The 16,897-nt window shown below is 71.4% G+C and carries 21 protein-coding genes; 1 reads left to right on the top strand and 20 read right to left on the bottom strand.

Annotated features, from left to right (window positions below):
* Nucleotides 1-35 precede the first annotated feature (35 nt).
* The 10 genes from JEQ17_RS34305 to hisI all read right to left on the bottom strand — a co-directional run bounded on the left by JEQ17_RS34305 (nt 36) and on the right by hisI (nt 8,207).
* Complete coding sequence (locus JEQ17_RS34305; RefSeq protein ID WP_200398869.1) at nt 36-809, bottom strand: DsbA family protein; 774 nt, start codon at nt 807-809, stop codon at nt 36-38.
* 101 nt (nt 810-910) lie between these two features.
* Nucleotides 911-1,726 carry a tryptophan synthase subunit alpha gene (trpA, locus tag JEQ17_RS34300; RefSeq protein ID WP_200398868.1) on the bottom strand — a complete coding sequence of 272 codons (816 nt, stop codon included), beginning with the start codon at nt 1,724-1,726 and terminating at the stop codon, nt 911-913.
* Nucleotides 1,723-3,015, bottom strand: a complete 1,293-nt coding sequence (gene trpB, locus JEQ17_RS34295; protein WP_200398867.1) for a tryptophan synthase subunit beta — start codon at nt 3,013-3,015, stop codon at nt 1,723-1,725. Before trpB ends, trpA begins: the two co-directional genes overlap by 4 nt.
* A gap of 167 nt (nt 3,016-3,182) precedes the next feature.
* Nucleotides 3,183-3,470 carry a tryptophan biosynthesis modulator TrpM gene (gene trpM / locus JEQ17_RS34290; RefSeq protein WP_234048480.1) on the bottom strand — a complete coding sequence of 96 codons (288 nt, stop codon included), beginning with the start codon at nt 3,468-3,470 and terminating at the stop codon, nt 3,183-3,185.
* Between the two features lie 9 nt (nt 3,471-3,479).
* Nucleotides 3,480-4,289 carry an indole-3-glycerol phosphate synthase TrpC gene (trpC, locus tag JEQ17_RS34285; RefSeq protein ID WP_189840339.1) on the bottom strand — a complete coding sequence of 270 codons (810 nt, stop codon included), beginning with the start codon at nt 4,287-4,289 and terminating at the stop codon, nt 3,480-3,482.
* A gap of 168 nt (nt 4,290-4,457) precedes the next feature.
* Nucleotides 4,458-4,916, bottom strand: coding sequence for a DUF2752 domain-containing protein (locus JEQ17_RS34280; protein WP_200398866.1), 459 nt, complete (start codon nt 4,914-4,916; stop codon nt 4,458-4,460).
* A gap of 117 nt (nt 4,917-5,033) precedes the next feature.
* Nucleotides 5,034-5,273 carry an HGxxPAAW family protein gene (locus JEQ17_RS34275; protein WP_200398865.1) on the bottom strand — a complete coding sequence of 80 codons (240 nt, stop codon included), beginning with the start codon at nt 5,271-5,273 and terminating at the stop codon, nt 5,034-5,036.
* Nucleotides 5,274-5,501: 228 nt separating this feature from the next.
* Nucleotides 5,502-6,143: a TIGR02234 family membrane protein gene (locus tag JEQ17_RS34270; RefSeq protein ID WP_200398864.1), complete on the bottom strand. Its 642-nt coding sequence runs from the start codon at nt 6,141-6,143 to the stop codon at nt 5,502-5,504.
* A 112-nt stretch (nt 6,144-6,255) separates the two neighbouring features.
* The gene (locus JEQ17_RS34265; RefSeq protein WP_200398863.1) at nt 6,256-7,758 is read right to left on the bottom strand and encodes an anthranilate synthase component I; all 1,503 of its coding nucleotides are present in this window, start codon (nt 7,756-7,758) and stop codon (nt 6,256-6,258) included.
* A gap of 11 nt (nt 7,759-7,769) precedes the next feature.
* The gene (gene hisI / locus JEQ17_RS34260) at nt 7,770-8,207 is read right to left on the bottom strand and encodes a phosphoribosyl-AMP cyclohydrolase (RefSeq protein ID WP_200398862.1); all 438 of its coding nucleotides are present in this window, start codon (nt 8,205-8,207) and stop codon (nt 7,770-7,772) included.
* 84 nt (nt 8,208-8,291) lie between these two features.
* Here hisI and JEQ17_RS34255 point away from each other — a divergent pair, with 84 nt between their 5' ends.
* Entirely contained in the window at nt 8,292-8,927 is a 636-nt protein-coding gene (locus JEQ17_RS34255; protein WP_200398861.1) for a TIGR03085 family metal-binding protein, read from the top strand.
* 19 nt (nt 8,928-8,946) lie between these two features.
* On the opposite strand, the gene JEQ17_RS34250 is transcribed toward JEQ17_RS34255, so the two are convergent.
* The 10 genes from JEQ17_RS34250 to hisD form a co-directional block, all read right to left on the bottom strand.
* The gene (locus JEQ17_RS34250) at nt 8,947-10,197 is read right to left on the bottom strand and encodes an MFS transporter (RefSeq protein WP_267924803.1); all 1,251 of its coding nucleotides are present in this window, start codon (nt 10,195-10,197) and stop codon (nt 8,947-8,949) included.
* A 41-nt stretch (nt 10,198-10,238) separates the two neighbouring features.
* Nucleotides 10,239-10,835 carry an ArsR/SmtB family transcription factor gene (locus tag JEQ17_RS34245; RefSeq protein ID WP_234048479.1) on the bottom strand — a complete coding sequence of 199 codons (597 nt, stop codon included), beginning with the start codon at nt 10,833-10,835 and terminating at the stop codon, nt 10,239-10,241.
* Between the two features lie 142 nt (nt 10,836-10,977).
* On the bottom strand, nt 10,978-11,733 hold the full coding sequence (gene hisF, locus JEQ17_RS34240; protein WP_055612130.1) for an imidazole glycerol phosphate synthase subunit HisF: 756 nt from the start codon (nt 11,731-11,733) through the stop codon (nt 10,978-10,980).
* Complete coding sequence (locus tag JEQ17_RS34235) at nt 11,730-12,128, bottom strand: RidA family protein (RefSeq protein ID WP_200398860.1); 399 nt, start codon at nt 12,126-12,128, stop codon at nt 11,730-11,732. Before JEQ17_RS34235 ends, hisF begins: the two co-directional genes overlap by 4 nt.
* On the bottom strand, nt 12,125-12,850 hold the full coding sequence (priA, locus tag JEQ17_RS34230) for a bifunctional 1-(5-phosphoribosyl)-5-((5-phosphoribosylamino)methylideneamino)imidazole-4-carboxamide isomerase/phosphoribosylanthranilate isomerase PriA (RefSeq protein ID WP_200398859.1): 726 nt from the start codon (nt 12,848-12,850) through the stop codon (nt 12,125-12,127). The genes JEQ17_RS34235 and priA overlap by 4 nt, the downstream gene beginning before the upstream one ends.
* 3 nt (nt 12,851-12,853) lie before the next feature.
* Nucleotides 12,854-13,504, bottom strand: a complete 651-nt coding sequence (gene hisH, locus JEQ17_RS34225) for an imidazole glycerol phosphate synthase subunit HisH (protein WP_200398858.1) — start codon at nt 13,502-13,504, stop codon at nt 12,854-12,856.
* On the bottom strand, nt 13,495-13,659 hold the full coding sequence (locus JEQ17_RS34220) for a hypothetical protein (RefSeq protein ID WP_200398857.1): 165 nt from the start codon (nt 13,657-13,659) through the stop codon (nt 13,495-13,497). Before JEQ17_RS34220 ends, hisH begins: the two co-directional genes overlap by 10 nt.
* 4 nt (nt 13,660-13,663) lie before the next feature.
* The gene (hisB, locus tag JEQ17_RS34215) at nt 13,664-14,266 is read right to left on the bottom strand and encodes an imidazoleglycerol-phosphate dehydratase HisB (RefSeq protein WP_200398856.1); all 603 of its coding nucleotides are present in this window, start codon (nt 14,264-14,266) and stop codon (nt 13,664-13,666) included.
* The gene (locus JEQ17_RS34210) at nt 14,263-15,378 is read right to left on the bottom strand and encodes a histidinol-phosphate transaminase (RefSeq protein WP_200398855.1); all 1,116 of its coding nucleotides are present in this window, start codon (nt 15,376-15,378) and stop codon (nt 14,263-14,265) included. The genes hisB and JEQ17_RS34210 overlap by 4 nt, the downstream gene beginning before the upstream one ends.
* A complete protein-coding gene (gene hisD, locus JEQ17_RS34205; protein WP_200398854.1) occupies nt 15,375-16,697 on the bottom strand; it encodes a histidinol dehydrogenase in 1,323 nt (440 codons plus the stop codon). Before hisD ends, JEQ17_RS34210 begins: the two co-directional genes overlap by 4 nt.
* Nucleotides 16,698-16,897 lie beyond the last annotated feature (200 nt).

Below are 16,897 nucleotides of genomic sequence, written 5' to 3'. Positions count from 1 at the left end.
CCACCGGCCTCCTGCTCGACCTCAGGCTCCGCGGCTCACGCCTTGTCGGCCTGCTGCACCATCTGCTTCAGCTTCGCCGGGGTCATCGACTGGTCCTGGTAGATGTTCTTGCCGTTCAGCAGCACCGTGGGCGTGCCGCTGAAGCCGCCGCCCTGGAAGGCCTGGTGGGACTTGGCGACCCAGCTGTCGTGCGAGCCGTCGTCGACGCACTTCTTGAACGTGCCGGTGTCCAGCCCGTCGACCTTGCCGGCCAGCTCGATCAGTCTGCCGTTCTTCGCGTACGCGTCGTCCGTCTCGGCGGGCTGGTTCTCGAACAGCACGTCGTGGTACGCGGTGAACTTCCCGGCGTCCTGGGCGCAGGCCGCGGCGTTGGCCGCGCGCAGGGAGCCGCTGCCGCCCATGTTCCCGTCGATCAGGGTCGCGAGGTGGTACTCGACCTTGAGCTGTCCGGCGTCCGTCAGCTCATGGATCGTCGAGCGGTAGGCGTCCTCGAAGCTCTTGCAGGCCGGGCAGCGGAAGTCCTCCCACACGGTGAGGGTCGACTTGGCGCTCTCCTTGCCGACGGGGATGGCGAGGCTGTCGTCGCCGTTCGCCCCCGAGGGGGCCGTCACCGGGCCCGCCGTGTCGGTCTTGTCCTTGCCTGCGTTCGCGGCCAGGACACCGCCGACCGCGGCCAGTGCCAGCACGCAGACGACGGCACCGCCCACGATCAGCACGCGCCGGCGCTTCTCGGCCGTCTTCTGCTTCGCTCGCTCTTCCGCCAGCCGCTCGCGGGCGGTGCGCTTTCCGTCACGGTTCTTCTCGCTCACATCCCGCAGAACGAACCGGGGAGGCGCACCGCGCCTCCCCGGCCCCAGGTCCACCCGTTCGAGTGAGCGGATTGTCCGTTACGTGCTCGAACGGACATGGGTCACGCCGTGCCGCGCACGCCCTTCGCGAGGTCGGCGGCGAGGGCGCGTACGGCGTCCAGGCCCGCGGCCTCGTCCGGGGCGTCCAGCATCCGCTTCACGAAGGCCGAGCCGACGATGACGCCGTCGGCGAAGCCGGCGACCTCCGAGGCCTGCTCGGCGTTCGAGACGCCGAGGCCGACACAGACCGGGATGTCGGTGGTGGCCTTGGTGCGCCGCACCAGGTCCTGGGCCTGCGCTCCCACGGACTCACGCGTCCCGGTGACGCCCATCAGCGAGGCCGCGTAGACGAAGCCGGAGCCCGCCTTCGTGATCTCGGCGAGCCGGGCGTCCTTGCTGCTGGGCGCGACGACGAAGACGGTCGCGAGGCCGTGCTTCTCGGCGTGCTCCCTCCACAGCGCGGACTCCTGAACGGGCAGGTCGGGCAGGATGCAGCCCGCCCCGCCCGCCTCGGCCAGCTCGGCGGTGAAGCGCTCGACGCCGTAGCGGTCGATCGGGTTCCAGTACGTCATCACGAGGACGGGCCTGCCGGTCGCCTCGTACGCCTCGCGGACCGTGCGCATGACGTCCGCGATCTTGACGCCGCCGCGCAGGGCAATGTCGTCGGCGGTCTGGATGACCGGTCCGTCGAGGACGGGGTCGCTGTGCGGCAGACCGACCTCGACGACGTCCGCGCCGCCCTCGAAGACGGCCTTGACGGCCGCGATCCCGCCGTCGACGGTCGGGAAGCCGGCCGGCAGGTAGGCGATGAGCGCGGACCGCCCCTCGGCCTTCGCACCGGCGAGGGTGTCGCTCAACAGCTGGATGTTGCCGCTCACTTGACGTCCCCCTCGATCTCCGCGTTGTCGCTGTCGGCGTCCGCCTCGACGACGGCGTCGGCACCCTCGTCGTACAGGCCGAAGTAACGGGCGGCCGTGTCCATGTCCTTGTCGCCGCGCCCGGACAGGTTGACGACGATCAGCCCGTCGGGTCCCAGCTCCTTGCCGACCTCCAGGGCGCCGGCCAGCGCGTGCGCGCTCTCGATGGCCGGAATGATGCCCTCGGTACGGGAGAGCAGGCGCAGGGCCTGCATCGCCGCGTCGTCGGTGACGGCACGGTACTCGCCGCGGCCGCTGTCCTTGAGGTACGCGTGCTCGGGGCCGATGCCCGGGTAGTCGAGTCCGGCCGAGATCGAGTACGGCTCGGTGATCTGGCCCTCCTCGTCCTGGAGGACGTACGACCGCGAGCCGTGCAGGATGCCGGGCTCGCCCGCGGTGAGGGTGGCCGCGTGCTCGCCGGTCTCGATGCCGTGTCCGGCGGGCTCGCAGCCGATGAGGCGTACGTCCGCGTCCGGGATGAAGGCGTGGAAGAGGCCGATGGCGTTGGACCCGCCGCCGACGCAGGCGACGGCCGCGTCGGGGAGACGGCCCGCGCGCTCCAGGATCTGCCGCCTGGCCTCGACGCCGATGACGCGGTGGAAGTCGCGGACCATGGCCGGGAAGGGGTGGGGTCCGGCGACGGTCCCGAAGAGGTAGTGGGTGCGGTCGACGTTGGCGACCCAGTCGCGGAAGGCCTCGTTGATGGCGTCCTTCAGCGTGCGGCTGCCGGACTTCACGGCGATGACCTCGGCGCCGAGCATGCGCATCCGGGCCACGTTGAGCGCCTGGCGCTGGGTGTCGATCTCGCCCATGTAGATGGTGCATTCGAGGCCGAACAGCGCGCAGGCAGTGGCCGTCGCGACGCCGTGCTGGCCCGCGCCGGTCTCGGCGATGACCCGGGTCTTGCCCATGCGCCGGGTGAGCAGGGCCTGCCCGAGCACGTTGTTGATCTTGTGGGAGCCGGTGTGGTTCAGGTCCTCGCGCTTGAGGAACACCCGGGCGCCACCGGCGTGTTCGGCGAAGCGCCGCACCTCGGTGAGGGAGCTGGGGCGGCCGGTGTAGTGGACGAGCAGGTCGTCCAGTTCCCGGGCGAACTCGGGGTCGGACTTCGCCTTGTCGTACTCGACGGCGACCTCGTCCACGGCGGCGACCAGCGCCTCCGGGATGAATTTTCCGCCGAACGCACCGAAGTACCCCTCGGCGCTGGGGACCTGACCCTCGGGGTCGGGAATGAAGAACTCGCTGGACATGCGGTTACCTCGCAGGGGCGACAGCCCCGGTCAACAGGTCGGACGGGCGGTCACGTGTGCGCCACGGCCGCCGGCGGTTCGCTCATGTGGAGGCGTACCACTCCGCGCCGCGACGGCGCGAGGCCCCACGGCGGTGATCGGCGGTGCCGTACGGGGCTGCGCTCCCGTCAGGAGACGGGGCGGAGCCCACTGTCGGCGGTGGCGCGTACACGCCGGCGCCATCGCATGCCGTTGACCTGACCGGGCTCGTCACCGATGACGTACCGCACCCGGCGTCCGTGCACGCGCCGCGCGGGGGCCCGGCAGCCGCGCGGACGGCAGCCGCGGGCGAGCCGTGCGTAGGGGCCGCGGGCCACCGAGGGGCCCGCGGCGGCCGACCGTACGCGCGCCGGACCACCGTCGGGGCCGGGGCCCGGACGGGTGGTCGTGGCGGCGAGGGAACGGTCGGCGCACATCCGAAAGGGTCAGCCCCGTCCGTGCCGCAGCGCGGGATGGGCTCCCGCGGCGACCAGGTCGGAGACGGCCGTCTTCGGGTCCCGGCCGGTGACCAGGGACTCGCCCACCAGCACGGCGTCGGCGCCCGCGTTGGCGTACGCGATGAGGTCGTGCGGGCCGCGGACGCCGGACTCCGCGATCTTCACGATGTGCGCCGGGATCTCGGGGGCGACGCGGTCGAAGGTGCCGCGGTCGACCTTGAGGTCCTTGAGGTTGCGCGCGTTGACGCCGATGACCTTCGCGCCGGCGTCCACCGCCCGCTCGACCTCGTCCTCGTCGTGCACCTCGACGAGCGGTGTGAGCCCGATGGACTCGGCGCGCTCGATGAGGGACTCCAGGGCGGGCTGGTCGAGGGCGGCCACGATGAGCAGCGCGAGGTCCGCGCCGTACGCCCGGGCCTCCCACAGCTGGTAGGAGGTGACGATGAAGTCCTTGCGCAGCACCGGGATGTCGACCCGGGCGCGGACGGCCTCCAGGTCGGCCAGCGATCCGCCGAAGCGGCGCTGCTCCGTGAGGACGGAGATGACGGCCGCGCCGCCCGCCTCGTAGTCGGCGGCGAGTGCGGCGGGGTCGGCGATCGCGGCGAGCGCGCCCTTGGACGGGCTGGAGCGCTTGACCTCGCAGATGACCTTGACGCCGTCACCGCGCAGGGCCGCGACACCGTCCTTGGCAGCCGGAGCCTTCGCGGCGCGCTCCTTGAGCTCGTCGAGGCTGACGCGCGCCTGCCGCTCCGCGAGGTCGGCACGGACTCCGTCGATGATCTCGTCGAGCACACTCACGCGAGCGGCCCCCTTCCCTGACGGTTGACAGTTGAAGCGCTTCTGCGGTTGACCGGGGTCCGTCCCGCTTGAGACGAAACCGATGGTCACTGCGATGGTATCCGGAGGAGGGCTTAGGCCTCGCATCCGGTTGACGCCGGTCCCACTACCTGGACATTCACCGATTGATCAAGGATGCAGCCAGCCACCGAACGGCAGGTTCCGGACAACCGTGAAGACCAGCAGCAACGCGCCCAGGGCCCACAGGACGGACGGACGGGGATCGATGCGCAGCGGCCTCCCCCGGACGGTACGGATCACCCAGACGGTCCACACGACGGCGAACACGAGATACCCCACGACGGCGACCGCGTTGGCCCCGAGCGCCGCCACGAGGTCCCCGTGCGCGACGGCGTGCGCGCTGCGCAGTCCGCCGCAGCCGGGGCAGTACACGCCGGCGTACTGGAGCAGCGGACAGGCGGGGTAGTGCCCGGGTTCGTTCGGATCGACGGCCCCCACGTACGCGAAGGCGCCTGCCACGGCCGCGAGGATCCCGCCGGGCACGAGGAGCCGCCGGGCCACGGACCCCTGCGGCACGGGTCCTGGAGCGGGCGTCACCCTCCGGGTTTCGGCGTTCACCCCACGCATTCTGCCGCGCCGGGGCGCACACCGCACACATGCCCGTACGCGAAGGGGCGCGTCCGTACGCGAAAGAGGCGGGCCCGGCACTCGGAGCCGGGCCCGCCTCTCAGCACGCCGTGAAGGTCAGCTCTCGGCGGACGCGGACGCCACCTGGTGGGTCCGGGGGGCGGCCTTCTGCTTGCCCAGGCCCGCCGCACTCATGGCCATGCCGACGACGCCACCGAGGGCCACGACGACCATGCCGGCCCAGAAGCCCAGCGGGCTGGCCATCACCATGAAGGCACCGGAGATGCAGAACCCGATGATCGCGATGGTGACACCGGTCCAGGCGGCCGGAGTGTGACCGTGGTTGCTGCCCGCCATGACTTAGCTCCTCATGATCTGTGTTGCTCTGTGCGTGTGTGAGTCGGACGCTCGCCGACCATTGTCCCGCACGCGCGCGTGCGGCCTGCGCGGGGGTATCGAGCCCCGTCAGGGGCGGGGTCCGTGCCCCGTAAGGTACGCGGTGGTCTGCGCCCCGTAAGGGGCGCGGGCAACTGCGCGACCGGCCCCCACCGGCCCGCAGTCCACGTACGGCATCCTCACTGGTCGCTAGGCACCGGTCGGGTCCTCACCCCGGTCCAGCGCCTTCCAGATCTCCTCGGGCCGGTCCGGGTCGGCCGGGACCCGGGGCTTGCGCACCCGCGGAGCCCCGTCGCGCTCGTACCGACCGGACATGGCAGGCCACAGCCGCCCGTACCGCAGGGCGAGCAGGCCGGCGAGAAGCAGCAGCACACCCCCCGCCGCGGCCACGTACGGCCAGGCGGTGTGGGTCATGGCGTCCACGGTCGCCCCGCTGTCGCCGGAGGCCTGCGCCGCCTTCTCGTCGAGCGCGGAGGTGTCGGAGGCGCCGAGGAGCGCCGAGACGACGGTGCCCGCGCCTGAGAGCGCGAGGAGCCCGGCGACCAGGAAACGGCCTGCGCGGCGGACGGCGAAGACGGCGACGAGAGCGGCGAGGCCCACTATGGCGAGGGACGCGGGCACGCCCGTCACATCGCCGCCCTTGGCGCTCAGCGGGAAGTCGCCGCCGGCCACCGTCGCGGTGCCCTCGGCCCAGCCCTGCCGCGAGGCGAGCAGCGCGACGACCGCGCCGAGCGCGCCGAACAGCAGGGCGAGGGCGAGGCTTCGGCGGCCGGACCTGGCGGGTCCGGGGGCTTCGGATCGGGGGTGCGGAACAGCAGTCACGTACTCCACTATCGCCTGAACACCGGGCGAACCGTCACCCGGGGTTCACGTGACTCGCGTCCCACTGTCCGCGTACGTCCGGCTGTAGGGCCGTTTCCCGCGGTCCGGGCCGATGTGCGGCCTACGGTCGGCCGAGCCGGTTCGCCGTGTGGACCGCGCGCAGGACGGCCGCCGCCTTGTTGCGGCACTCGGTGTCCTCGGCGACGGGGTCCGAGTCGGCGACGACTCCGGCGCCGGCCTGCACATACGCCGTGCCGTCCCGGAGCAGGGCCGTCCGGATGGCGATGGCGGTGTCGGAGTCGCCCGCGAAGTCGAGGTAGCCGACGCAGCCGCCGTACAGCCCGCGCCGAGAGGGCTCCAGTTCGTCGATGATCTGCATCGCGCGGGGCTTGGGGGCGCCGGAGAGGGTGCCCGCGGGGAAGCAGGCGGTCAGTACGTCGAAGGCCGTACGCCCCTCGGCCACCCTGCCCGTCACCGTGGACACGATGTGCATGACGTGCGAGTACCGCTCGATGGACATGAAGTCGACGACCTCGACGGAGCCGGGCTCGCAGACCCGTCCCAGGTCGTTGCGGCCCAGGTCGACGAGCATCAGGTGCTCGGCGCGCTCCTTGGGGTCGGCGATCAGCTCGTCGGCGAGGGCCTGGTCCTCCTGGACCGTGGCGCCGCGCGGCCGGGTGCCCGCGATGGGGTGCACCATCGCCTGTCCGTCCTCGACCTTGACCAGGGCCTCCGGGGAGGAGCCCACGACGTCGAAGCCGTCGAAGCGGAAGAGGTACATGTACGGGGACGGATTGGTGGCCCGCAGGACCCGGTACACGTCCAACGCGCTTGCCGTGCACGGTGTTTCGAAGCGCTGGGAGGGGACGACCTGGAAGGCCTCGCCGGCCCGGATGCGCTCCTTGATGTCCTCGACGGCGACCTGGTAGTCGGGGCCGCCCCACAGCGCGGTGTACTCGGGAAGTTCGGAGGGCGGAAGCGCGGCCGGGGGCTGCGAGACGGACCGCGAGAGGTCCGCCTCCATGGCGTCGAGGCGGGCCACCGCGTCCGCGTACGCCTCGTCGACGCCCGTGTCGAGGTCGTTGTGGTTGATCGCGTTGGCGATCAGCAGGACCGAGCCGTCCCAGTGGTCCATGACCGCGAGGTCGCTGGTGAGCAGCATGGTGAGCTCGGGCAGCTTCAGGTCGTCGCGCTCGCCGGGGCCGATCTTCTCCAGTCGGCGCACGATGTCGTAGCCGAGGTAGCCGACCATGCCGCCGGTGAAGGGCGGCAGCCCGGACGAGCCACGGCCGTGCACGAGGTCGTGGGGCGTGTGCAGGGTCTCGATGGTGGCGCGCAGGGCCGCGAGGGGGTCGCCGTCGACGGGGACACCGACGGGCGGGGTACCGAGCCAGTGGGCTTGGCCGTCGCGGGCCGTCAGGGTCGCCGCCGACCGGACGCCCACGAACGAGTAGCGGGACCATGAGCGGCCGTTCTCCGCGGACTCCAGGAGGAAGGTGCCGGGGCGCTCGGCGGCGAGCTTGCGGTAGAGCGCGACGGGCGTGTCGCCGTCCGCGAGGAGCTTGCGGCTGACGGGGATGACACGCCGGTCGGTGGCCAGCTTGCGGAAGGTCTCGAGGTCCATGGCGGCTGACCTTACTGATCCACGGCCGGTACGCCGGAATCGGCGCCCGTGGTGTCGACGGCACCCTCGGCGCCCCCCGCGTCCTTGAGGAGCACGTCGGCGTCGAAGCAGGTGCGGTCGCCGGTGTGGCAGGCGGCGCCCACCTGGTCGACCTTGACCAGCACGGTGTCCGCGTCGCAGTCGAGGGCGACGGACCTGACCCACTGGAAGTGACCGGAGGTGTCGCCCTTGACCCAGTACTCCTGGCGGCTGCGCGACCAGTAGGTGCACCGGCCGGTCGTCAGCGTGCGATGCAGCGCCTCGTCGTCCATCCAGCCGAGCATCAGCACCTCTCCGGTGTCGTACTGCTGGGCGATGGCGGGGACGAGCCCGTCGGCGCTGCGCCTGAGGCGTGCGGCGATCTCGGGATCCAGGCCGCTGGGCCTGCTGGGCGGGGGCGTGCTGGTCATGACGCCCATTGTGCCGCGCCGGTCCGACACTCCTGTGCCCTTGTCCACTGGGCGGACCCCGGAGGCAGTCGTAGGCTGGCAGGCATGTCGACCCATGCCAAGCGTGAACGACTTCTCCTCGCGGATCTGTTGGAGACGGAGGGCCCGGACGCCCCCACTCTGTGCGAGGGCTGGAACACCCGTGATCTCGCCGCGCACGTGGTCGTGCGTGAGCGCCGCCCGGATGCCGCGGGCGGCATCCTGATCAAGCAGCTCGCCTCACGCCTGGACCGGGTGATGGCCGAGTTCACCGACAAGCCGTACGAGGAGCTGATCCAGCTCATCCGTACGGGGCCGCCGCGCTTCTCGCCCTTCTCGCTCAAGCAGATCGACGAGGCGTCCAACGCGATCGAGTTCTACGTCCACACCGAGGACGTACGCCGTGCCCAGCCCGACTGGGTTCCGCGCGAGCTCGACCCGGTCTTCCAGGACGCCCTCTGGTCCCGTCTGGAACGCACGGCCCGTCTGATGGGCCGCGGCACCCCCACGGGCCTGGTCCTGCGCCGCCCGGACGGCCAGACGGCGGTCGCCCACCGGGGCACCCCGGTCGTCACGGCCACCGGCGAGCCCTCGGAGCTCCTGCTGTTCCTGTACGGCCGCAAGAACGCGGCCGAGGTGGAACTGGAGGGCGACAAGGACGCGATCGTGAAGCTGCACGAGGCGAAGCAGCTGGGCATCTGACAGCTGCTTCGGCGTTCGGCTACTTCGGCAGTTCGGCCCGGCGGAGGTCACGGACGCACAGCGCCGGCACCCCGCCGAGGCCGCACACGGCCGCGCTGACGAGGAAGACCGGGCCCGTGCCCCACACGCCGATCGCGGCGGCGGACAGCGGCATGCTGAGCGGGGCGAGACCGAGGCTGACGATGCCGGCCACGGAGCTGACCCTGCCCAGGTAGGCGGGGTCGGACCGGGTCTGCAGCAGTGCGCCGCACAGGGCGCCGCTGAGGACCGTGAGCAGGCCGACGACGACGGCGACGCCCGCGGCCGCCACGACGTTCGGTACGTAGGCCAGGGCGCCGACCGCGACCGAGCCCGCCAGGATCGTCACCGCCATGACGCGTCCGGCGTGCGGAAGGCCCCCGCGTACGGCGAGCAGCAGCGCGGCGGCGCCCGCGCCCACGCCGAACCCGGCGAGCACCCAGCCCACCCCTGAGGCGCCCCAGCCGCGCTCGTCGGCGAGCAGGGTCAGCCCCACGTTGAGCGGGCCGACGAAGCCGAGGTCCCCGAGGGCGATGACGACGATCAGCGGGGCGAGGACGCGGTGGCCGCGGATGTACCGCAACCCGTCGCGGAGGTCGCTCCAGGCGGTGGGGCGCTCGGCGGCCCTGTCGTCCCCGGGAAGGTCGGCGACCCGCAGGGAGACCAGCAGCGGCACTGACACGGCGATCAGCAGCCCGGCCAGTCCGAAGGCGGCGGCCGGCCCGCCCAGCGCGATGCCCAGACCGCCGAGCGGCGCGCCGACGACGTTGGCGAAGCGGATGGCGAGGCCCCGCATGCCCTGGACGCGGGTGAGCTGGCCGCGGCCGGTGATACGGGCCGGCAGGGCGCCCACCGCGGGCATGAAGACCGCGTCGACCGTGCCGAAGACGAGGGCGAGCAGCGCCAGCGGCCACAGCCCGGGAGTCGTGGTGAAGAGCAGCGCGGCCACCGCGAGCACGGCCGCGCACCGCACGGCGTCACTGCCGATGACGACCTTCCGGGGACCGAACCGGTCTGCCAGCACTCCCCCGCCGAGCATCAGCAGGGCGCGCGGCACGGCGCTCACGGCCGCCACGAACCCCGCCTGCGCGGGCGTTCCCGCCTGGACGGCGGCCCAGGTCAGCGCGAGGTAGTAGACGTTGTCGCCGACCATGGACGCGGCGTACGCACCGAGCCACCGCAAGACATTCGGGTCCCGATGGGCGGCCCGTTCGGCGGCGAGCGGTTCGGATATCGCGGGGGTGACGGTCACGACGGCCTCTCTCGGGCGCGCGGCGCGGGCGCGGCGAACTCTCAGGTGCGGAACGGGAATCCGTACAGGTGCAGCGCGACGTTCTCGCGCCCCTCGGTGTCACCGGCCGCCTCGGCGGCGCGGCCCTCGTCGTCGTACTTCTTGGCGAGGGCGAGCAACTCCTCGTTGAGCCGCTTCAGTTCGGCTGCGGTCAGCCGGAGCGTCGTCTCGGAGTCGGAGGCGGCGCGGTTCCACTCGGGGCCCCAGGCGTGGCGCCCGTCGAGGTACGTCCGGTAGAGCTCGCTGCGCTGGTCGACGAGGAGCCGGGCGAACGCGGTGTGCGCCGCCGCCTGTTCGGGCGCGTCCCGGAAGTCCTCGTCCCGCACGCTCACGCCCTCCGAGGCGGGCTGCCACCAGCGTTCCCTGCCGTCCGCGCTGCGCGGCTCGGCCTCCTCGATCAGCCCGTGTTCGGCGAGCTTGCGGAGGTGGTAGCTGACCAGTGACACGGCCTCGTCGACCTGCTCGGCGAGCTGGGACGCGGTGGCAACACCCGCGACGAACAGCGACCGGTACAGCCGCAGCCGCAGGGGGTGGGCGATCGCCTTGAGCGTGCCCATGTCCGTGATCCGGCGGTTCTCCCGGTTCTCCTTCTCGACCATGCCCCTACGGTAGATACGAAAGGAAAGTTGCGCAACATAAATTGCGCAACTTTCCTTTCCCTTCCCGCCGCGAGTAAGCCCCGGCCACCAGGTGACCGGGGCTTACCGAACCTCTCCTACGCGAGAGCAAGTCTCCGGAGCGTCACCGCACCGGATGCCCCGCCTCCCGCAGCGCCTGCTTCACCTCGCCGATCCGCAGGTCGCCGAAGTGGAAGACGGACGCGGCGAGCACGGCGTCCGCGCCCGCGGCGACGGCCGGCGGGAAGTCGGCCAGCCGGCCCGCGCCGCCGGAGGCGATGACCGGGACCGTGACGTGCTTCCGTACGGCCTCGATCATCTCGATGTCGTAGCCGTCCTTCGTGCCGTCGGCGTCCATCGAGTTGAGCAGGATCTCGCCCGCGCCCAGCTCGGCAGCCCGGTGCGCCCACTCGACGGCGTCGATACCGGTGCCCTTGCGGCCGCCGTGGGTGGTGACCTCGAAGGTGCCCTCGGCGGTCCGGCGCGCGTCCACCGACAGGACCAGCACCTGCCGCCCGAACCGCTCCGCGATCTCGCGGATCAGGTCGGGGCGGGCGATGGCCGCCGTGTTGACGCCGACCTTGTCCGCGCCCGCCCGCAGCAGCTTGTCGACGTCCTCGGCCGTACGGACACCGCCGCCCACGGTGAGCGGGATGAAGACCTGCTCGGCGGTGCGGCGCACCACGTCGTACGTGGTCTCGCGGTTGCCCGAGGACGCGGTGATGTCAAGGAACGTCAACTCGTCGGCGCCCTCGGCGTCGTACACCTTGGCCATCTCGACGGGGTCGCCCGCGTCGCGCAGGTTCTGGAAGTTGACGCCCTTGACGACCCGGCCGTTGTCGACGTCCAGGCAGGGGATGACTCGAACGGCCAGGGTCATGACTCGGGTGCCTCTCGGTACGCCTCCACCTCGACCTCGACCACCAGGCTGGGGTCCACGAAACCGGAGACGATGATCATGGATGCGGCGGGTCTGACGGAGTCGAACAGCTCCTTGTGAGCACGTCCGACATCCTCCACGTCCCGGGCGTGGGTGAGGTACATACGCGTCCGTACGACGTCCTCGCGGCCGAGATCCAGCTGCTTCAGCGCAGCCAGCGCGACCTTGAACGCGTTGACCGCCTGCTCGTACGGGCCGCCTCCGGCGATCTCGCCGTCCACTATCGACGTGCAGCCGGAGACCAGCACAAGGCCGTTCGGCAGCTCCACCGCGCGGGAGTACCCGAAGGCCTCCTCCCAGGGGGCACCGGTCGAGACGCGTCGCAGACCGCTCACTTGGCCACCGCCTCCAGGGCCTCTTCCAGGGTGAACGCCTTCGCGTACAGGGCCTTGCCGACGATCGAGCCCTCGACACCGAGCGGCACGAGCTCGGCGATGGCACGCAGGTCGTCCAGCGACGAGACGCCGCCGGACGCCACCACCGGGCGGTCGGTCGCCGCGCACACGTTCTTCAGCAGCTCCAGGTTCGGGCCCTGGAGCGTGCCGTCCTTCGCGATGTCCGTGACGACGTACCGCGCGCAGCCCTCCTTGTTGAGCCGCTCCAGCGTCTCGTAGAGGTCGCCGCCGTCGCGGGTCCAGCCGCGGCCGCGCAGGGTAGTACCTCGTACGTCGAGACCGACCGCGATCTTGTCGCCGTGCTCGGCGATGACCTTGGCGACCCACTCGGGGGTCTCCAGGGCCGCCGTGCCGAGGTTCACCCGGGTGCAGCCGGTGGCGAGGGCCGCGGCGAGCGTGGCGTCGTCGCGGATGCCGCCGGACAGCTCCACCTTGATGTCCATCGCCTTGGTGACCTCGCCGATCAGCGCGCGGTTGTCCCCCGTGCCGAACGCGGCGTCCAGGTCCACGAGATGCAGCCACTCGGCACCCGCCCGCTGCCAGGCGAGCGCCGCCTCCAGAGGAGAGCCGTACGAGGTCTCCGTACCGGACTCGCCGTGCACGAGGCGGACCGCCTGGCCGTCACGGACGTCGACGGCGGGAAGGAGTTCGAGCTTGGCCATGGTCTACAGGGTTCCGATCCAGTTGGTGAGCAGCTGCGCTCCGGCGTCGCCGGACTTCTCGGGGTGGAACTGCGTGGCCCACAGAGCGCCGTTCTCGACGGCCGCGACGAAGGGCTTGCCGTGCGTCGACCAGGTGACGAGCGGGGCGCGCATCGCCGGGTTGGCGACTTCGAGGTTCCAGTCGTGGACGGCGTACGAGTGCACGAAGTAGAAGCGCGCGTCCGTGTCCAGGCCGGCGAAGAGCTGGGAGCCCGCCGGGGTCTCGACGGTGTTCCAGCCCATGTGGGGCACGATGTCGGCCTGCAGCGGCTCGACCGAGCCGGGCCACTCGTCGAGGCCCTCGGTCTCGACGCCGTGCTCGATGCCGCGCGCGAAGAGGATCTGCATACCGACGCAGATGCCCATGACCGGCCGGCCGCCCGCGAGGCGACGGCCGACGATCCAGTCGCCGCGCGCCTCCTTCAGCCCCTTCATGCAGGCGGCGAAGGCGCCCACGCCGGGCACCAGCAGGCCGTCCGCGTTCATGGCCTTGTCGAAGTCACGCGTTATCTCGACGTCGGCACCCGCGCGCGCGAGGGCGCGTTCCGCCGAGCGCACGTTCCCGAAGCCGTAGTCAAAGACGACTACGCGTTTGGAAGGGGAGCTCAATTCCACACCTCCAGCCTCAGGACGCCCGCAACAAGGCACATGCCGGCACCGATCGACAGCAGCACGATGAGGCCCTTCGGCATCTGCTGCTTGATGAAGGAGTAGACGCCGCCGAGCAGGAAGAGCCCGACGACGATGAGGATGGTGTTGAGGCCTGTCATGGCTTTACAGCGCGCCCTTCGTGGAGGGAAGGATTCCGGCGGCGCGCGGGTCGCGCTCGGAGGCGTACCGCAGGGCCCGGGCGAGCGCCTTGAACTGGCACTCCACGATGTGGTGCGCGTTGCGCCCGTACGGCACGTGGACGTGCAGGGCGATCTGGGCCTGCGCGACGAAGGACTCGAAGATGTGCCGGGTCATCGTCGTGTCGTACTCGCCGATCATCGGCGCCATCTTCTCGGGCTCGGTGTGCACGAGGTAGGGGCGGCCGGAGAGGTCGACGGTCACCTGGGCGAGCGACTCGTCCAGCGGGACCGTGCAGTTGCCGAAGCGGTAGATGCCCACCTTGTCGCCGAGCGCCTGCTTGAAGGCGGCGCCGAGCGCGAGGGCGGAGTCCTCGATGGTGTGGTGCGAGTCGATGTGCAGGTCGCCCTCGGTCTTCACGGTCAGGTCGAACAGACCGTGCCGGCCGAGCTGGTCGAGCATGTGGTCGTAGAAGCCGACTCCTGTCGACACATCGACCTTGCCGGATCCGTCGAGATCGATCTCGACGAGGACCGACGTCTCCTTGGTCACCCGCTCGACTCTTCCAACACGTCCATCGCGGCTCATGTGCTCTGCTCCTTCTTCAACTCACGTACCGCGTCGAGGAACGCGTCGTTTTCGGCGGGAGTTCCGGCGGAGACCCGCAGCCATCCGGGTACGCCGTTGTCCCGGACCAGGACGCCCCGGTCGAGGATCCGCTGCCAGGCCTCGTGGGAGCCGTTCTCGCCGTCGAACCGCCCGAACTGGACGAAGTTGGCGTCCGACTCGGTCACCTCGAAGCCGATCGCCCGCAGTTCGAGGACCAGCCGGTCCCGCTCGGTCTTCAGCTGCTCGACGTACCCGAGCAGTGTGTCGGTGTGCTCCAGGGCGGCCAGCGCGGTCGCCTGGGTGACGGCCGACAGGTGGTACGGCAGCCGTACGAGCTGGACGGCGTCCACGACCGCCGGGTGCGCGGCGAGATAGCCGAGGCGCAGCCCGGCCGCGCCGAACGCCTTCGACATCGTGCGCGAGACGACGAGATTCGGCCGATCTTCGAGCAGCGGCAGCAGCGAGTCGCCGTGGCTGAACTCGATGTACGCCTCGTCGACCACGACCATCGACGGCTTCGCCGCCTGCGCGGCCTCGTACAGCGCGAGGACCGTCTCGGGCGGAACCGCGTTGCCCGTGGGGTTGTTGGGGGTGGTGATGAAGACGACGTCGGGCTTGTTCTCGGCGATCGCCTGCTCGGCTGCCGCGAGGTCGATCGTGAAGTCCTCGTTGCGAGGGCCGGAGATCCATCCCGTGCCGGTGCCGCGCGCGATCAGGCCGTGCATCGAGTACGAGGGCTCGAAGCCGATCGCCGTGCGGCCGGGCCCGCCGAAGGTCTGCAGCAGCTGCTGGATGACCTCGTTCGAACCGTTGGCCGCCCACACGTTCTGGAGGCCGACCGCGTGCTTGCCGGTCTTCGTCAGGTACTTGGCCAGCTCCGTGCGCAGCTCGACCGCGTCCCGGTCGGGGTAGCGGTTGAGGTTCCGCGCGGCCTCGCGCACCCGCTCGGCGATCCGCTCGACGAGCGGCTCGGGCAGCGGGTAAGGGTTCTCGTTCGTGTTCAGCCGTACGGGGACGTCGAGTTGGGGCGCGCCGTACGGGGACTTGCCGCGCAGCTCGTCACGTACGGGGAGGTCGTCGATGCCGGTCACTTGCTGGGCACCTTCCAGTCGAACCTTGCCTTGACGGCGGCACCGTGGGCGGGGAGGTCCTCGGCCTCGGCGAGCGCCACCACGTGGTGGGCCACCTCTGCGAGGGCGTCGCGCGTGTAGTCGACGATGTGGATCCCGCGCAGGAAGGACTGGACCGACAGACCCGAGGAGTGGCAGGCGCAGCCGCCGGTCGGCAGGACGTGGTTGGAGCCGGCCGCGTAGTCGCCGAGCGAGACGGGCGCCCAGGGGCCGACGAAGATCGCACCGGCGTTGCGTACGCGGTCCGCGACCGCGCTCGCGTCGGCGGTCTGGATCTCCAGGTGCTCGGCGCCGTAGGCGTTGACGACCCGCAGGCCCTCGTCCACGCCGTCCACCAGCACGATCGCGGACTGCCTGCCGCTCAGCGCCGGGACGATCCGGTCCTCGATGTGCTTGGTGGCCGCGACCTGCGGCTCCAGCTCCTTCTCCACCGCGTCGGCCAGCGCGACCGAGTCGGTGACCAGGACGGCGGCGGCCAGCGGGTCGTGCTCGGCCTGGCTGATCAGGTCGGACGCGACGTGCGCCGGGTCGGCGCTCTCGTCGGCGAGGATCGCGATCTCGGTCGGACCGGCCTCGGCGTCGATGCCGATCCTTCCCGCGAAGTAGCGCTTGGCGGCGGCGACCCAGATGTTGCCCGGGCCGGTGACCATGTTGGCGGGCGGGCAGGACTCGGTGCCGTACGCGAACATCGCGACGGCGGTCGCGCCGCCCGCCGCGTACACCTCGTCGATCCCGAGCAGCGCGCAGGCGGCCAGGATCGTCGGGTGCGGCAGACCGCCGAACTCGGACTGGGCGGGCGAGGCGAGGGCGATGGACTCGACGCCCGCCTCCTGCGCCGGGACCACGTTCATGATCACGGACGACGGGTAGACGGACCTGCCGCCGGGCGCGTACAGCCCGACCCGGTCGACCGGCAGCCACTTCTCGGTGACGGAGCCGCCGGGCACGACCTGGGTGGTGTGCGTGGTGCGGCGCTGCTCGCGGTGGACGATACGGGCGCGGCGGATCGACTCCTCCAGAGCCGCGCGGACGGCCGGATCGAGCCGCTCCAGCGCGTCGGTGAGCGCCCCCGCCGGGACGCGCACGGACTCCAGACGTACGCCGTCGAACTTCTCCGCGTAGTCGATCAGCGCCGCGTCTCCCCGATGATGCACGGCCTCGCAGATCGGCCGCACCTTCTCCAGGGCGGCCGAAACGTCGAAGTCGGCTCGGGGCAGCAGGTCGCGCAGAGCGGAGCCCTCGGGGAGGGCGTCGCCGCGCAGATCGATTCGGGAGATCACGAACCAATTCTCTCAGACGGGGATCGGGCGCCGGACGGCTGTATCAATCGCTGATACAGGCCTCGGATCACCGGTGGGCACGTGGCCCGATTTCGTTGTTGGCGCGGGTTCCGGAAGATCGCCTTCACCACTGGCGTTCAGGCGGTCACCCAGCGGGCATCACAGGAACGACTGTACGAAACCCGCGAGTAGCGGGGGAG

This window comes from Streptomyces liliifuscus, assembly GCF_016598615.1.
GTDB lineage: Bacteria > Actinomycetota > Actinomycetes > Streptomycetales > Streptomycetaceae > Streptomyces > Streptomyces liliifuscus.
This window is presented reverse-complemented; position numbering and strand designations above follow the sequence as displayed.

Bases quoted from the DNA above. Each gene is read 5' to 3' on its own strand.
- trpB (WP_200398867.1), bottom strand. From the start codon at position 3,015: ATGTCCAGCGAGTTCTTCATTCCCGACCCCGAGGGTCAGGTCCCCAGC.
- trpM (WP_234048480.1), bottom strand. From the start codon at position 3,470: ATGTGCGCCGACCGTTCCCTCGCCGCCACGACCACCCGTCCGGGCCCC.
- JEQ17_RS34280 (WP_200398866.1), bottom strand. From the start codon at position 4,916: ATGCGTGGGGTGAACGCCGAAACCCGGAGGGTGACGCCCGCTCCAGGA.
- JEQ17_RS34275 (WP_200398865.1), bottom strand. From the start codon at position 5,273: ATGGCGGGCAGCAACCACGGTCACACTCCGGCCGCCTGGACCGGTGTC.
- JEQ17_RS34265 (WP_200398863.1), bottom strand. From the start codon at position 7,758: ATGGACCTCGAGACCTTCCGCAAGCTGGCCACCGACCGGCGTGTCATC.
- hisI (WP_200398862.1), bottom strand. From the start codon at position 8,207: ATGACCAGCACGCCCCCGCCCAGCAGGCCCAGCGGCCTGGATCCCGAG.
- JEQ17_RS34255 (WP_200398861.1), top strand. From the start codon at position 8,292: ATGTCGACCCATGCCAAGCGTGAACGACTTCTCCTCGCGGATCTGTTG.
- JEQ17_RS34245 (WP_234048479.1), bottom strand. From the start codon at position 10,835: ATGGTCGAGAAGGAGAACCGGGAGAACCGCCGGATCACGGACATGGGC.
- hisF (WP_055612130.1), bottom strand. From the start codon at position 11,733: ATGACCCTGGCCGTTCGAGTCATCCCCTGCCTGGACGTCGACAACGGC.
- priA (WP_200398859.1), bottom strand. From the start codon at position 12,850: ATGGCCAAGCTCGAACTCCTTCCCGCCGTCGACGTCCGTGACGGCCAG.
- JEQ17_RS34220 (WP_200398857.1), bottom strand. From the start codon at position 13,659: ATGACAGGCCTCAACACCATCCTCATCGTCGTCGGGCTCTTCCTGCTC.
- hisB (WP_200398856.1), bottom strand. From the start codon at position 14,266: ATGAGCCGCGATGGACGTGTTGGAAGAGTCGAGCGGGTGACCAAGGAG.